Source organism: Burkholderia sp. RF2-non_BP3, from assembly GCF_001522185.1.
GTDB classification, from domain to species: domain Bacteria; phylum Pseudomonadota; class Gammaproteobacteria; order Burkholderiales; family Burkholderiaceae; genus Burkholderia; species Burkholderia diffusa.
Genome location: NZ_LOSU01000033.1, coordinates 368,189 through 383,187 on the forward strand (window position 1 = coordinate 368,189; position 14,999 = coordinate 383,187).

Here is a 14,999-nt window from a genome sequence, read left to right on the forward strand (position 1 = left end):
ACCGACGTATCGAAAAACAGTGGCCGCGACTACCAGTTGTATTTCGCGCTCGCCAGCACCGTTCGCTCGTTGCCGAACACGCATACCGCGTACGACTGGCAGCCGCTGACGTAGCGCCGGTCGAACAGGTTCGCGACATTCAACGCGAGCCGCCAGTGACGCAGGTCGTAGTGCATCGCCAGGTCGTACAGCGTGGTGCTCGGCACCGTCAGCGAATTGTCCGGCGCACCGGCCAACGCGCTCTGGTAGCGCACGCCGGCACCGATCCCGACGCCCGCCAGCGCGCCGCCGTGCCAGGTCCAGTCCGCCCACAGCGACGCCATCTGTCGCGGCAGCGGCACCGACACCGGCCAGTTGTTCAGCGACGCATCGTTCGCCTGCACGTTCTTGACGTCCTGGTAGGCGTACGACGCGACGATCGACAATTCGCGCGTCACCTTCCCGACCGCGCTCAGCTCGACACCGCGCGAACGCACCTTGCCGGTCTGCACGGACGACGTGCCGGTGGGATCGAGACTCGCCGGCGTCGGCGTCACGACGTTGGTCTGATCGATCCGATAAACAGCCGCCGTGAGCATCAGGTTCCGGCCGGGCGGCTGCCAGCGCAGCCCGGCCTCGGTCTGCTTGCCGCGCGTCGGTTTCGGCAAGCCGCCGCCGTACATGCGCACGCCGATCACCGGATCGAACGACGTCGAGTAGCTGACGTAGGGCGCCAGCCCCGCATCGCCCTGCCAGGTGAGCCCGATGCGTCCGGAAAATGCACTGACGTCCTGCTGCGTGCCGGTACCGGCCACGCGGTCGTCGAAGCGCGCGCTCACGCGGTCCTCGCGGCCGCCGAGCGTGAGCGTCCAGCGATTCCAGCGGATCTGGTCCTGCGCGTACGCGCCGAGCGTGTTCATCGCCGTGTACTGATCGAAACGCCCGAGCGACGTCCGGCCGGAGAAGATCGCGGCCGTCACCGGACGATAGACCGGGTGGTACAGGTTGAGCGACGGCGCCAGCGCGAGCCACACGCTGTTGGTCGTGGTCTGCCGGTCGAACTGCAGGCCGAGCAGCAGCGTGTGTTCGAGCGGGCCGGTGGCAAAGCGCGCCCGCGCGCGGTTGTCGATGTCCAGCCGGCTGTAGTTCAACTGGAACAGCCCGGCGGTGCGCATCATGTTGGTCGTGCTGCCGGGTACGAGCCCGTTGCCGAATACCGTCGCGTCGTCGAGCGACAGCCGCGACCAGCGCACATCCTGCTGCAGCGTCCATATCGAATCGACGCGATGCTCGAGCGCGTAGCCGAGCGACCATTGTTTCTTTCGATAGTCGTTGAACGCCGGGTCGCCCATGTAGATGTCCTGCGACAGGCGGCCGTTCGGGTTCGGCAGCACCGTGCCCGACGCCGGCAGGAAGTTCGACGAGATGTCGCCGTGATCCTGCAGGAACGAGGCGGACACCGTCAGCGACGTGCCGGCCGTCGGCCGCCAGCGGAACGACGGCGCCACCGCGACGCGCCGGTCGGCGTTCGGGCCGGTCGCCGCGTTGCCGTCGCGCGCGACGCCGACGAAGCGATACGCATACTTGCCGTCCGGATCGAGCGTGTCGCCGACGTCGAGCATGGTCTCCTTGCGCGCGTCGTTGCCAATCCGCACGCCGACTTCGCGAATGCGCTCGCCGTCGGCGAGCTTGGTATGCGCATCGACGATCGCGCCGGGCTCGCCCGCGCCGTACAGCACCGACGTTGGCCCGCGCAGCACGGCGATCGAGTCGATCGTGTAAGGATCGACTCGCCAGTTCGCGATGACAGCCGTGTTCGGCGCCGGCACGCCGTCGACATACAGCGTCGGCGTGAAGCCGCGCAGGGCCGCGTACCAGTCGGTCCGGCTGTCGGCGCCGAACGTCGCGAAACCCGGCACATAGCGCAATGCCTGGTTCAGGTCGGTCGCGCCCGTCATCTCGATCTGCTGCGCGGTCACGAGGTTGGTCGTCTGCGGGATCTCGGCGACGGGCGTGTCGGTCCTGGTCGCGGTGGCCGTGCGCAACCCGACCAGCCCGAGCGACGCGCGGTCGGCCGCGCCTGTCACGTCGATCTTCGGCAGCAGCGCCGCCGTGTCGGATGGCGGCACAGTCGCCGTATCCGATGCCTGCGCGTGTACGCCGCCCGCGGCCGCCGCGCACAACGTTCCCCCGGCCGCGATCGCGATTGCGCGTCGCACCGAACCTGTCGCCTTTCCCATCGTTTCGATACTCTCCGTCGTGCCGTCGCGGCCCCGCCGCCGCGTGTGCTGCCCGCCGCGCACGAACCGGTGCGCGTCAATCGATTGGGGCGTTTTCGCGCGCGTGAATGATATCGACCGCGGAGTGCGCGCCTTATGAAAAGGCACATGAACGCGATCCCCGTATCGCGGGCGCAGGAACGTTCACGATGTACCGTTCCCTCGCCTGTGTCGCGTCCTCGCGCCGCCCTCCGGTTCTTTTCATTCATCGCGCGGTGCCGACGCCGTTTCACCAGCATGCGCTTGCGCAGCCCATTGGCCCTGAAACGATCTGAAACCCGCAACATGTCATATGTTGTACGACAACATAATGAAATAGTGGGAATCTATCGCTTTGGATACCTGAAAAGCTTGCCGCTCGCCGGCCGGCGACGATCATATCTCGCAAACGTTTCAATCGCCATTCATTTCCGTATTATTAGCATGTTAATCAACAAATTCATCACAATCCGCATCTCGAAAATATGCCCGCCCCCAAGGCCAGCTCGTGCTCGAAAACGTCGACGCTTCCAGTACAATCCGCATCGTCATGCGATGACTGATTTCAAATGACGCTGCCACTTTTCAGCTGAGTCCCGTCAAGGAAGGACGTACACCACATGAACGACTCGCAGCTTCGGCTTGAATCCGGCGCGCGCATTTCCCGGCGCACCTTCCTTTACAGCATCGGCGCGCTCGCGCTTTCCGCTTGCGGCGGCACGGGAGCGAGCGAAAGCGTCGCCGGCACCGTGGCCGGCAACCGTGCGCTCGCGCGCGTGGCCACAGGCACGCCGGCCATCGCCACGAACCACGCGTTCGCGCACCCCGGCCTGCTGCACACCCAAGCCGATTTCGAACGGATCGCACAGAAAGTGGCGGCCGCCGCATCGCCCTGGCGCGAAGGCTGGAACACGTTGATCGCGAACGGGCATGCGCAGTTGTCGTGGTCGCCGCGCCCGCAGGCCGTCGTCACGCGCGGCGGCACCGGCTCGCAGAACTACCCGGTGCTGTACAAGGACATCGCGGCCGCGTATGCGTGCGCGCTGCGCTGGAAGATCTCGGGCGACACCGCATATGCGGACAAGGCCGTGCAGATCATGAATGCATGGTCGTCGACGCTGCAGCATCTCGCCGGCGATTCGAACGTCGATCTGGCGGCCGGCATCTACGGCTATGAATTCGTGAACGCCGGCGAAATCATGCGCACTTACCGCGGCTGGGCCGCCGCCGACTTCGCCGCGTTCCAGGCGATGATGGCGACCAGGTTCTACCCGATCAACGCCGATTTCCTGAACCGCCACAACAACACCGACATCACGCACTACTGGGCGAACTGGGATCTGTGCAACATCGCGTCGATCATGGCGATCGGCGTGCTCTGCGACGACCACGCGAAGTTCGACGAAGCCGTCAACTACTTCATCGACGGGCCCGGCAACGGCGCGATCGCGCAGGCCGTCTATTACCTGCATCCCGGTCATCTCGGCCAATGGCAGGAGTCGGGCCGCGACCAGGGGCACAACACGCTTGGCATCGCGCTCGGCGGTGCGATCTGCGAAATGGCGTGGAACCAGGGCGTCGACCTGTATGGGCACGACAACAACCGTTTCCTCGCGGGCGCCGAGTACGTCGCGAAGGCGAACCTCGTGCAGCCGGACGGCACGTTCCCTCCGGTGCCGTACGCGCCGTATGCGAACGTCGATGTCACGCACGCGCAATTTTCGACCGCCGGCCAGGGAGTGATCCGCCCGTGCTGGGCGCTCGTCTACAACCACTACGTGAACCGCAAGGGGCTGTCCGCGCCGTGGTCCGCGAAGTTCGCGCGCGCGATCCAGCCCGAGGGCGGCGGCGGCAACTACGGCGAGGCGAGCGGCGGATACGATCAGCTCGGCTACGGCACGCTGACATGCACGCGCGACCCCGCTGCGCCCGCAACCGCACCGAGCGGGCTGACCGCGTGGCCGGCCGCCGAGCGGGTCGTGCTGTCGTGGTGGGGCATCGCGAACGCAGCGAGCTACGACGTGAAGCGTGCGTCCGTCTCCGGCGGCCCGTATACGACCGTTGCCAGCGGCATCGTCGATCCGCTGACGTACACGGACACGCCCACGGCAGGCGTCTGGTACTACGTGATCAGTGCGCGGACCGCGGCGGGTGAATCCGCGAATTCGCCGGAAGTCGCCGCGTCGACGGCGCTGCAACTGCATACGCTGCTGACCTTCGACGAGACAGGCGGCACGATTTCGGCGGATGCAAGCGGCAACGGCCATGCGGCCACGCTCGCCGGCGGCGCATCGCACGTCGCGGGAAAGCGCGGCAACGCGGTGTCGCTCGACGGCTCCAGCGGCTACGTCGCGCTACCGAACGACATCGTCGCCGACGTGTCGGACTTCACGATCGCGGCGTGGGTCAACTGGCGCGGCGGGCAGACGTGGTCGCGCATCTTCGATTTCGGTTCGGGCACCGGACGCTATCTGTTCGTCACGCCGAAAAGCGCACACGGGACGATGCGCTTCGCGATCACGATCAATGGCGGGCATGGCGAGCGCACGATCGACGGCAACGCCGCACTGCCGGCCGGGCAATGGGCGCACGTCGCGGTCACGCTGTCGGCCACGACCGCGACGCTCTATCTGAACGGCAATGCGATCGGCTCGGCGAGCTACGTCATCTTCGCGCCGTGGCGCATCGGCAAAACCGCGCAGAACTGGATCGGACGCTCGCAGTATCCGGGCGACCCGTTCTTCAACGGTGCGATCGACGAATTCCGCATCCATCGCGGTGCGATGTCGGCCGCGCAGGTGAAGGCACTCGCTCAAGGCGCGTGATGCGTGCCCAGGTTCCGAATGTGCGTCGCGGCGGGCGGCGCCTCCGCGGCCCGCCGCTGCGACATCGCGCACGCACTCACGGCGATCGCCTGAAATAATGCTGCGCCAGCGCGACCCAATACCGGACCCCGGCCGGAATGATGTCGTCGTTGAAATCGTATTTCGGGTGATGCAGCGCCGGCGCGGCCGTTCCGGCCGGCGCGTTGCCGATCAGCACATAAGCGCCGGGGCGCTCCTCGAGCATGAAGCCGAAGTCTTCGGACGTCATGTTCGGCGGCACGTTGGCGTCAAGACGTGCGTCGCCGAAGGTGTCGCGAATCACCGCTTCGCAGAGCGCGGTCTCGGCCGGCGTGTTGACCGTCGCCGGGTAGTACTGAAAGAACTCGACGTCGACTTGCGCGCCATGAGCGTGCGCGAGCGCCTCGCACATGAGCCGCACGTCGCGCTGCAATTGTTGCTGCAAGGCCGACGACAGCGTGCGAATCGTCCCGCGCAGCTCGGCGCTGTCCGGAATGACGTTGTCCGTCGTTCCCGCATGGAACATGCAGACCGAAATGACGGCCGGATCCACGGGATCCTTGTGCCGCGCGGCGATGGTCTGACACTGCAGCACCATCGAACAGGCGAGCGGGACGGGATCGATGCCCAGGTGCGGCTGCGCCGCATGCGCGCCTTTGCCGGTCACCGTGATCCTGAACCGGCAGCCCGCGGCCATGATCGGCCCCGTGCGCAACCCGAAGTGCCCGGCCGGCAAACCGGGCCAGTTGTGCATGCCGAATACCGCTTCCGTCGGGCATTGCTCGAACAGCCCGTCGTCGATCATCTTCCGCGCGCCCGCGCCGCCCTCTTCGCCGGGCTGAAACACGAAATGAACCGTGCCCGGCAACTGCGGCAGGTCCTTCAGCACGCGCGCGGCGCCGAGCAACATGACGGTATGCCCGTCATGCCCGCACGCATGCATGATTCCCTGCGCGCCGGACGCGTGCGCGAAATCATTGGCTTCCTGGATCGGCAGCGCATCCAGATCCGCACGGAGCACAATTCCGCGGCGCGGGTCCGCACCGGGCAGGCTCGCGACCACGCCCGTGCCGCCCAGCCCGCGTGTCACCGCATAGCCGAGATCGTCAAGCTCGCGTGCAACGACGTTGGCCGTCCTGTGTTCCTCGAATCGCAACTCGGGATGCGCATGCAGGTCGCGACGCAAGGTCGCCCAGTGCGCGTGATGCGCTTTCAACGACGTCTCGGGAATGATGGGGTTTTCCAATTTCGACACCCTTGCAAGGCAAACCGGTTCAAGTCGGGACTGCGGCCGCGTCAATCATGAAACCCCAGGATCGACTTGACCTCCATGTACTCTTCCATCCCTTCGATCCCGTATTCTCGGCCGTTTCCCGACTGCTTGTATCCGCCGAACGGCGCCTGAGGGTCCCACGCCGGGTAGTTCACGTGCACCTGCCCCGAGCGGATGCGCGCGGCCACCTCGCGCACGCGCTCCTTGTCCGTGCCCTGCACGTGTGCGCCGAGTCCGTAGACCGTGTCGTTCGCGATGGCGACGGCTTCGTCGACGGTGTCGTAAGGCAGGATCGCGAGGACCGGGCCGAAGATCTCCTGCTGCGCGATCGTCATGTCGGTGCGGACATCCGAAAAGATCGTCGGACGCGCATAGAACCCGCGGTCGAATCCCGCCGGCCGCCCAGGGCCGCCGGCGATCAGCTTCGCCCGTTCGTCGATGCCCGCGTCGATCATTTGCGCGACACGGCCGAACTGCGCGCGATTGGCCAGCGGGCCATGCGTCGTCGCCTCGGCGAACGGATCGCCGACGACCATGCGTTCCATTGCCGCGACGGCCAGTGCCTCGACGCTGCCCAGCACGCCGCGCGGCACGATCAGCCGGGTCGGCGCGCTGCACGACTGGCCCATGTTCCGGAACGCGGCGGCAACGCCCGGCGCGATGGCGCGCGACAGGTCCGCATCGGGCAACACGATGTTCGGCGACTTGCCGCCCAGCTCCTGCGCGACGCGCTTGACGGTCGGCGCCGCCGCCTGCGCAACCAGCACGCCTGCGCGCGTCGATCCGGTGATCGAGACCATGTCGACCTCCGGGTGCGACGCGAGCGACGCGCCCACTTCCGTGCCGCTGCCGCTCACCAGGTTGAACACGCCCGCGGGCACGCCCGCATCGGCGATCACTTCCGCGAACAGCAACGCGCTGAGCGGCGACAGCTCGCTGGGTTTCAGCACCACCGTGCAGCCCGCCGCGAGCGCCGGGCCGACCTTCGCCGTGATCTGATAGATCGGCCAGTTCCACGGCGTGATCAGCGCGCAGACGCCGATCGGCTCGCGCACGATCGCGGTCGTCCCGCGCCGGGTCCGGAACGGATAGCTGGCCAGATTGTCGCGCGCGACCCGGATATGTTCGGCCGCGAGCGGCACGTGGGCGCTGCGTGCATAGCCGATCGGCGCGCCCATTTCCATCGCGAGCGCCATGGCGAAGCGTTCGGCGCGCGCCAGGATCAACGCGTGAATGCGGTCGAGCAACGCGGCGCGTTCTTGCGGCGACGTCGCCGACCAGCGTTCGAACGCCTTGCGCGCGGCCCGCACCGCACGCTCGGCGTCGCGCGCGTTGCCGAGCGGGATGTCGCACAGCACGTCTTCGGTGGACGGGCAGACGACCGCGAACCGCTCGCCGCCGTCAGGCAAAACCCAGTCGCCGTCGATGAAGAAGCGATCGAGCCTGCCGGCTTCCATCAGGTGACGAACCGGTGAAGCGATGGGTGAATTCATTGGAGGATGTCCTTGAGTCGATGGCATGGGCTCGCGAACGGCCGAAGCCGCGGTTTGCCGACTAGAAATCGGCCACCTTGCCCCACGCGGAATCGCCGAACCGGCTCGGCCGATACGGTACCGGGTCCACGATCGGTTGCGCCCCCGTGGCGAGATCCGCGATCAAGTGACCGGCGCCGGGGCCGATGCCGAAGCCGTGACCGGAGAAGCCTGCCGCCAGGATCAATCCCGGCACGCCCGGCACTTCGCCGATACCCGGCACGCCGTCCGGCGTGCTGTCGACGAACCCGGCCCATGCGTGCGTGATCGTCGATTCGCGAAGTTCGGGCAGCAATTCGACGGCGCGTCGATACGTTTCGGCGACCGTCGGCATGTCGGGCTTCGGATCCAGGATGCGCACCGCCTCCATCGGCGTCGGCGCATCGAGCCGCCAACGCTTCAGCGTTTCGTGGCCGCCGCGCATCCCTTCGAGGCCGCCCGGCAGAAGATTGCGCCAACGCTTCGCGAACATCGGCACGAACTGCGGCGCGAAGCGCAGAAACTGCGGCGTCACGTCCACGCGTGCGCGGCCGCTGATGGCCAGTGCGTAGCGTCCGTCGCCGCGACGCGTCACGGACACGCCCGAGGTGTACAGCGCATCGGGCAGGCGCTGTTCGATGGGCGACACGCTCAGGATCGACTGGCGGATCGACGCCTGCGGAAACCGGATGCCGAGCTGACGGCAAAACGACGACGCCCACGCGCCACCGGCAAGCACGACCGTCCGGGTCCGGATCACGCCGGCCTCCGTGACGACGCCGCTGACGCGCCCGCCCTCCAGCTCGATGCCGCGCGCCGCGCAGTGCTGGTTGACGCTGCCGCCGAGCTTCATGAACGCGGCCGCCACGGCCGGTGCGGCCTTCCCCGGGTCGGCCGTGCCGTCGCTCGGCGAAAACACGCCGCCCTTCCACGGCCGCCCGGTCGCCTGCCCGCGCTCGCCGGCCTGCTTGCTGTCGAGCATGTACGTCGTCACGCCCGCGGTCTTCGCGAAATCGCCCCAGCTGGCCCAGCGCGACAGCTCGGCCTCGTCGTTGCTCAGGTACAGCAGTCCGCAGCGATGAAAGCCCGTGTCTTCGCCGGATTCGGCGGCGAAGCGTTCCCACAGATCGATGCTCTTGCTTGCCATCGGCAATTCGCGCTCGTCGCGGTTCTGCTGCCGGCACCAGCCCCAGTTGCGGCTCGACTGCTCGGCCCCGATTCGGCCCTTCTCGACCAGCGCGACCGACACCCCGCGCCGGGCCAGGTAGTACGCGGTGAAGACGCCGATGATGCCGCCGCCGATCACGACGACATCGGCCGAAGCCGGCGGCGTGGACGGCGTTTCGATTTGGCGCAACGGAGGGGACATGTTCAGTCTCGTTCGGTTGATACGTGGACGTTCTGCACGACGTAGAATTTCGCCACGCGTTCGCGGCTTTCCCATCCGATCGATGCGCCGCGCGGCACGAAGAGCGCGTCGCCGGCGCCGAGCGACAGCATGCCGCCGTCGGGCGCGGCGAACCGCACGCTGCCGGCGAGCAGAAGCATGAACTCGTTCACGCGATGCGGGCGAACGATCCGGTGATAGGGCGTCGAATCCCACGTGCCCGCGCAGTATTCGGCGCCGTCGTCGATGAACACGTTGTCGCTGCGGCATTGCGGTGCGGGGCCGAGCAGCACCTCGGGCGGCAGCGATGCGGACGGCTTGAAGTCGGCGTCGGCACGCAGCGGGAACACGCCGCGCTTCGTCGGTTCCGCGCATGCAGCCGCGCAGAACATGACGAGCACGTGCGATTCCGCGATGACGCGCAGCGCCGTGCCGCCGCCGATGACCGCCCCCTCCCCCGGCCCCAGCACCAACGGTGCGGCGCCCGCCGCTTCGAGCGTCAGCTCGCCTTCGACGACGACGAGCGTCTCGATGTGCGGATAACGCGAGACGTCAAGCTCGCCGACGAAACGGATACGCCCCGCGGCCATCGCGTCGGGCCCTTCCCACGCGATCTCCCGATGTCGCGCGAAAGGATCGCGCTCCCCGAATGCCTGCTTGCGGAAGGCGGTTGTATTGGTCATGCCGTCGGCACGATGCAACACGAAAACTGCGGTCATTTCTGCTCCTGCCCAGTGCGCGGCGATGTTGTCGAGAACGCGTCGCGCGGTATCGGAAATCGTTGTTCGCGGACGTCGCCCGCCGCGCGCCTATGCAACGTGACACGACGCTTCGCCGCGTTCGACGCGTGTGCGCGTCGACGAGGTTCGCGCCGGCGCGTCACCCGGCCGGGCGACCACGTAATCGCGCGGCGTGATCCCGAGCACCCGCCGGAAATGCCGGCACAGATGGCTCTGATCGAAGAAGCCGACCTCGGTCGCGACGACCGACGGCGCCAGACCGGCGCGCAGCAAATCCTGCGCACGCCGCACGCGCACCAGACACAGATACCGGTGCGGCGACAAGCCGACTTCGCCGCGAAAGCGCGCGGTGAAACGGGAAACGCTCAATCCGGCGACCGCCGCGAGCGTGTCGAGATTCAGCGCTTGCGCGAACGACGCATCGATCGTGCGCAGCACGTCGCCGATCGCCGGCGAGACGGGCTGCGGAACACGCGGTGCACGTGTTGGCGCGCCGTCTAGCGAATCGTGGAACAGAGTGACCATGCTTGCCGTCCTCATGCGATCGTCTTGACGGCAGCGCCTTGTGCGGCGAAATGCGCGATCGGGCACGGCTCGATCGACGCGGCCATCGTGTCACCGACGCCCGCCCCGTCGTGGCGGCCTGCGTCCAAGGCAAGCAGGGAAACAAATCGTGCGGTCATATCGAATCCTCCCGGAGCAGCCGCTTCAATGCAGGAAATCCTGCATCCGGTAATACGCGCCGACGAACGGCAAAAACCACGCTTGCCCGAAATGGCCCGGCATCGCCGGCCAGTCGAGTTCGCGCCACGGATTCGCCGCGGCCGCGCCGTACAGCACGTCGGCCATCACGCGGCCCATGTGCACGGACATCTGCACGCCGTGGCCGCTGTAGCCCATCGAGTAATAGAGCCCGTCGTGCTGGCCCGCGCGCGGCAGCCGGTCGGCGGTGATGTCGACCAGCCCGCCCCAGCAGTAATCGAGCCGCACGTTCGCCAGTTCCGGGAAATAGCCGGCCATGCCGGCGCGCAGGATCTCGCCGCTTTTCGCATCCGACCGCGGGCTCGACATCGCGAAGCGCGCGCGACCGCCGAACAGCAGCCGGTTGTCGGGCGTCACGCGGAAGTAGTTGCCGATCTGGCGCGACGTGACGTACGCGCGGCGATGCGGGAGCAGCCGGTTCAGTTGCGCGTCGGGCAGCGGCTCGGTCACGACGATGAAACTGCCGACCGGCGCGATGCGCCGCCGGAACCAGGCGAACGGGCCGTGCTGCGACGCGCCGGTTGCGACCAGCACGCGATCGGCGACGAGCGTGCCGCGCGTGCAGGTGATCGCGTGGCGCTCGCCGTCGATCCGCTCGAGCCGCGTGACGGCCGCCTGCTCGTAGATGCGCGCGCCCGCCCGCACGGCCGCCTGCGCGAGGCCGACGCCGAACTTGCCCATGTGCATCTGCACGCCGTTACGCTGCAACAGCCCGCCGTGGAAGCCGTCCGAGGCGACTTCATCGCGAATGCGCGACGGCTCGATCAATTCGATGTCCGGATCCACGTCACGCCGCAGCACGTCGAACGTCTTCGCCAGTCCCGCGAAATGCTGCGGCTTCGCGGCGAGCTTCAGCTTGCCGGCGCGCCGGAAATCGCAGTCGATCGCATGTTCGGCGACGATCGCCTCGACGCTCTTCACCGCGCTTTCGTAGGCGCGATAGAACTGCTTTGCAGGTTCGGCGCCGATCCGCGCGGCCAGCGATGCGTAGTCCTGCGCGACGCCGGTATTGCACTGGCCGCCGTTGCGGCCGGACGCTTCGCCCGCGATCTGCGCGGCTTCGAGCACGACCACCGATACGCCGCGCTGCGCCAGCGCGAGCGCCGCCGACAGGCCGGTGAAGCCGCCGCCGATCACGGCGACGTCGGCGCGCCCTTCGACGGGCTTTTCGCAGCCTGCACGAAACGCGGGGCGCGTATCCAGCCAGTACGATTCGAATTTCATCGGATCCTTCTCGAGCATTCCGTCGACAGCGATCGGTGATCGCCCGTTGAAAGCCATTTAATCACCGTCAAAAAGCGCGGTTGCCGCGTATTCGCGCGCGGCGCGCGCACGATCCACCGTTTTGCACGGCCGCAGCAGCAGACTATGCGGATCGCCGCGCGGCGCGCTACAAACGCACCGGCTGCACCGGCGCGGCCCCCTCCGCCGGCTCGGTCTGGAAGCGCGCGAGATCTTCCTCGCTGCGATGGCACAGCACCTGCGCGCCGTTCTCGAGCGTGCGCAGCGCGGGCGCGGTCCGGTTGCACACGCCGTCCACCCGCATCGCGCAGCGCGACAGGAACGGACACAGCTCGGCGTCGTCGGCGCTCGCGCCGATCGGCACGAGCGGCCGGTGACAACGCTCGGCCGCATCGTCGAGCCAGCCCGCGCGCAACTCCGGTGCCGACGACACGAGCAGATGCGAATACGGGTGGTAAGGCGGCGCGCAGAGCGCGTCACGGCTACCGGTTTCGACGCGACGGCCCGCGTACAGCACGACGATGTCGTCGCTGATCGCGCGCACTTTCGCGATGTCGTGCGTGATGAACACGTACGACACGCCGAGCTTCGCCTGCAGGTCGCGCAGCAAATCGATGATCGCGGCGCCGACCACGGTGTCGAGTGCCGACGTGACCTCGTCGCACAGAATCAGGTCGGGCTCGGCCGCCAGCGCGCGCGCGAGATTCACGCGCTGCTTCTGCCCGCCGGACAGCTCGCCGGTGCGCCGCGCGGCCACCGCCTGCGGCAGCCGCACGAGTTCGAGCAACTCCGCGACGCGCTGCCGTGCACGCGCGCCCTTGATTCCGTGATAGAACGCGAGCGGCCGCGCGAGCGTGCGCTCGACGCTATGCACCGGGTTGAGCGCGGTATCGGCGTTCTGGAACACGATCTGCACGCGACGGTGCTGCTCCTTGGTGCGTTTGCCGATATCGAGCGCGAGCGGCTCGCCGTCGAGCAGAATCTGTCCGGCCGTCGCCGGCACGAGACCCGCGATCACCTTCGCGAGCGTCGTCTTGCCCGAGCCCGATTCGCCGATCACGCCGACCGTCTGCCCACGCCCGATGCGCAGGTCCACTTCGTGCAGGATCACCTTCGCGGGCCAGCCTTTCGCGGTCCGGCCGCCGTAGCCGGCGACCGCGCCGCGCACGTCGAGCAGCGGCGCCGGCGCAGCGCTCGCCGCTTTCGCGTCGCGTTCGGCATCGCTCGGCGTCACCGCCGCGATCAGGCTCTGCGTGTACGGATGCGCCGGCGCATGCAGGATCTGTTCGGTATCGCCCGCTTCGCGGATCACGCCATCGCTCAGCACGACGATCCGGTCGGCCATCTGCGCGACCACCGCCAGATCGTGCGACACGTATACAGCGCTCATCCCGTAGCGCCGGATCACGCTCTTGAAGGCCTGCAGCACGTCGATCTGCGTGGTCACGTCGAGCGCGGTGGTCGGCTCGTCGAGGATCACGAGCTCCGGATCGGTGATCAGCGCCATCGCGGCCATCAGCCGCTGCAGCTGACCGCCCGACACCTGATGCGGATAGCGTTTGCCGATCGTCTCGGGCTCGGGCAGCGCGAGCGCGCGGAACAGCTCGACCGCCTTCGCCTGCGCGTCGCGCTTCGACAGCGTCCTGTGGATCAGCGCGCTCTCGATCACCTGGTCGAGAATCGTGCGCGACGGGTTGAACGCGGCGGCCGCGCTCTGCGCGATGTACGCGACCTTGCGGCCGCGCAGCGCGGCCAGCGCCGGCGCCGACAACGTGCAGACATCGGTACCGCCGAGCTTCACCGAGCCGCCCGCGATCCGGCAGCCGGCACGCGCATGGCCCATCAGCGACAGCGCGATCGTGGTCTTGCCGGAGCCCGATTCGCCGATCAGGGCGAGCACCTCGCCACGCCCGATATCGAAGTCGACGCCGTGGACGATCGTCGTTTCCTCGCCGCCCGGCCGGCCGCCGACCACGCGCAGCCCGCGCACCTCGACGAGCGGAGTCGAATCGTGTCGCATCAGTGTTCTCCGGCGGCAGCGGCCGCGCCCTTGCGGCGGCCGCGATGCGGCAGGCCGTCGATCAACAGGTTGACGCCCACCGTCAGGATCGCGATCGCGACCGCGGGCATGATCGCGACGGCCGAGCCGTCGCCGAGGCTCGCGATGTTCTCGCGCACGAGCGAACCGAGATCCGCGTATGGCGGCTGCACGCCGAGCCCGAGAAAGCTCAGGCCGCTCAGCAGCAGCACGACGAACGTGAAGCGCAGCCCCGTATCGGCGAGCATCGGGTGGATCATGTTCGGGAGCATCTCGACGCACGCGATGTACAGCGCGCTTTCGCCTCGGGCGCGTGCGACCTGCACGAATTCGAGCGTGCTGATGTTGACCGCCAGCGCCCGCGCGATCCGGTACGAGCCCGGCATGTAGCTGACCGCCGCGGTCAGTACCAGGAGCGGCAGCGACGAGCCGAACGCGGCGACGAACATCAACGCGAACATCTTCGACGGAATCGACGTGAGCGCATCGAGCAGCCGGCTCATCGTCTCGTCGACCGCGCGGCCCGACACCGTCGCGAGCAGCCCGAGCGTCGTGCCGGTCAGCGCGGCGAGCAGCACCGCCGCGAGCGCGAGCAGCACGGTCAGACGCGTGCCGTACAGGATCCGGCTCAGCATGTCGCGGCCGAGAAAGTCGGAGCCGAACGGCAGCTTCGCGCTGAACGGCGCGAACACGTCCGGCGTGACGATCGCGCCGACGTCGTGCGGCGCGAGCAGCGGCGCGAACGCCGCGATGAACAGCATCAGGCCGACCATCGACAGGCCGACGCGGCCGCCGGTCGTCAGTTTCACGCGCGCGGCGCGGCGCTTGCGCGGCTGGTCGAGGGCGGGCGCGGCGGGCGGCGTCGCGCCGCTCCACTGCGGAGGCGGATCGCCGGACGGCGGCAGCGCGCTGCTGCGTTGAACGGGTTCGGTCGGGTGCATGGGCGGCATCTCGGAAGAAGGACGG

11 protein-coding genes are annotated in these 14,999 nt (G+C 68.1%); 1 reads left to right on the top strand and 10 read right to left on the bottom strand.

Translation table 11 applies throughout. The features are described 5' to 3' along the window. Positions 1-29: 29 nt before the first annotated feature. Positions 30-2,219 carry a TonB-dependent siderophore receptor gene (locus tag WS45_RS18000; protein WP_059701034.1) on the bottom strand — a complete coding sequence of 730 codons (2,190 nt, stop codon included), beginning with the start codon at positions 2,217-2,219 and terminating at the stop codon, positions 30-32. 638 nt (positions 2,220-2,857) lie between these two features. Here WS45_RS18000 and WS45_RS18005 point away from each other — a divergent pair. Continuing rightward, positions 2,858-5,062: a LamG-like jellyroll fold domain-containing protein gene (locus tag WS45_RS18005; protein WP_059700936.1), complete on the top strand. Its 2,205-nt coding sequence runs from the start codon at positions 2,858-2,860 to the stop codon at positions 5,060-5,062. Between the two features lie 76 nt (positions 5,063-5,138). Here the strand turns inward: WS45_RS18005 and WS45_RS18010 are convergent, their stop codons facing one another. The 9 genes from WS45_RS18010 to WS45_RS18045 all read right to left on the bottom strand — a co-directional run bounded on the left by WS45_RS18010 (position 5,139) and on the right by WS45_RS18045 (position 14,974). Continuing rightward, on the bottom strand, positions 5,139-6,326 hold the full coding sequence (locus tag WS45_RS18010; RefSeq protein WP_059700937.1) for a M20 aminoacylase family protein: 1,188 nt from the start codon (positions 6,324-6,326) through the stop codon (positions 5,139-5,141). A gap of 50 nt (positions 6,327-6,376) precedes the next feature. Next, positions 6,377-7,846, bottom strand: a complete 1,470-nt coding sequence (locus tag WS45_RS18015; RefSeq protein ID WP_059700938.1) for an aldehyde dehydrogenase family protein — start codon at positions 7,844-7,846, stop codon at positions 6,377-6,379. Positions 7,847-7,907: 61 nt separating this feature from the next. Then, the gene (locus WS45_RS18020) at positions 7,908-9,233 is read right to left on the bottom strand and encodes an NAD(P)/FAD-dependent oxidoreductase (protein ID WP_059700939.1); all 1,326 of its coding nucleotides are present in this window, start codon (positions 9,231-9,233) and stop codon (positions 7,908-7,910) included. A 2-nt stretch (positions 9,234-9,235) separates the two neighbouring features. Continuing rightward, complete coding sequence (locus tag WS45_RS18025; protein WP_059700940.1) at positions 9,236-9,970, bottom strand: cupin domain-containing protein; 735 nt, start codon at positions 9,968-9,970, stop codon at positions 9,236-9,238. Between the two features lie 90 nt (positions 9,971-10,060). Then, on the bottom strand, positions 10,061-10,516 hold the full coding sequence (locus WS45_RS18030) for a helix-turn-helix domain-containing protein (RefSeq protein ID WP_059536206.1): 456 nt from the start codon (positions 10,514-10,516) through the stop codon (positions 10,061-10,063). Between the two features lie 11 nt (positions 10,517-10,527). Further along, positions 10,528-10,674 carry a hypothetical protein gene (locus WS45_RS35090; protein ID WP_156437215.1) on the bottom strand — a complete coding sequence of 49 codons (147 nt, stop codon included), beginning with the start codon at positions 10,672-10,674 and terminating at the stop codon, positions 10,528-10,530. A gap of 25 nt (positions 10,675-10,699) precedes the next feature. Then, complete coding sequence (locus WS45_RS18035) at positions 10,700-11,977, bottom strand: NAD(P)/FAD-dependent oxidoreductase (protein ID WP_059701035.1); 1,278 nt, start codon at positions 11,975-11,977, stop codon at positions 10,700-10,702. 166 nt (positions 11,978-12,143) lie between these two features. After that, a complete protein-coding gene (locus tag WS45_RS18040; RefSeq protein WP_059700941.1) occupies positions 12,144-14,015 on the bottom strand; it encodes an ABC transporter ATP-binding protein in 1,872 nt (623 codons plus the stop codon). Further along, complete coding sequence (locus WS45_RS18045) at positions 14,015-14,974, bottom strand: ABC transporter permease (protein ID WP_059700942.1); 960 nt, start codon at positions 14,972-14,974, stop codon at positions 14,015-14,017. The genes WS45_RS18040 and WS45_RS18045 overlap by 1 nt, the downstream gene beginning before the upstream one ends. Positions 14,975-14,999 lie beyond the last annotated feature (25 nt).

What these genes read in the sequence shown, in the direction of transcription:
- WS45_RS18035 (WP_059701035.1), bottom strand. Translation starts at nt 11,977, where the DNA reads ATGAAATTCGAATCGTACTGGCTGGATACGCGCCCCGCGTTTCGTGCA.
- WS45_RS18015 (WP_059700938.1), bottom strand. Translation starts at nt 7,846, where the DNA reads ATGAATTCACCCATCGCTTCACCGGTTCGTCACCTGATGGAAGCCGGC.
- WS45_RS18025 (WP_059700940.1), bottom strand. Translation starts at nt 9,970, where the DNA reads ATGACCGCAGTTTTCGTGTTGCATCGTGCCGACGGCATGACCAATACA.
- WS45_RS18000 (WP_059701034.1), bottom strand. Translation starts at nt 2,219, where the DNA reads ATGGGAAAGGCGACAGGTTCGGTGCGACGCGCAATCGCGATCGCGGCC.
- WS45_RS18030 (WP_059536206.1), bottom strand. Translation starts at nt 10,516, where the DNA reads ATGGTCACTCTGTTCCACGATTCGCTAGACGGCGCGCCAACACGTGCA.
- WS45_RS35090 (WP_156437215.1), bottom strand. Translation starts at nt 10,674, where the DNA reads ATGACCGCACGATTTGTTTCCCTGCTTGCCTTGGACGCAGGCCGCCAC.
- WS45_RS18005 (WP_059700936.1), top strand. Translation starts at nt 2,858, where the DNA reads ATGAACGACTCGCAGCTTCGGCTTGAATCCGGCGCGCGCATTTCCCGG.
- WS45_RS18020 (WP_059700939.1), bottom strand. Translation starts at nt 9,233, where the DNA reads ATGTCCCCTCCGTTGCGCCAAATCGAAACGCCGTCCACGCCGCCGGCT.
- WS45_RS18040 (WP_059700941.1), bottom strand. Translation starts at nt 14,015, where the DNA reads ATGCGACACGATTCGACTCCGCTCGTCGAGGTGCGCGGGCTGCGCGTG.
- WS45_RS18045 (WP_059700942.1), bottom strand. Translation starts at nt 14,974, where the DNA reads ATGCACCCGACCGAACCCGTTCAACGCAGCAGCGCGCTGCCGCCGTCC.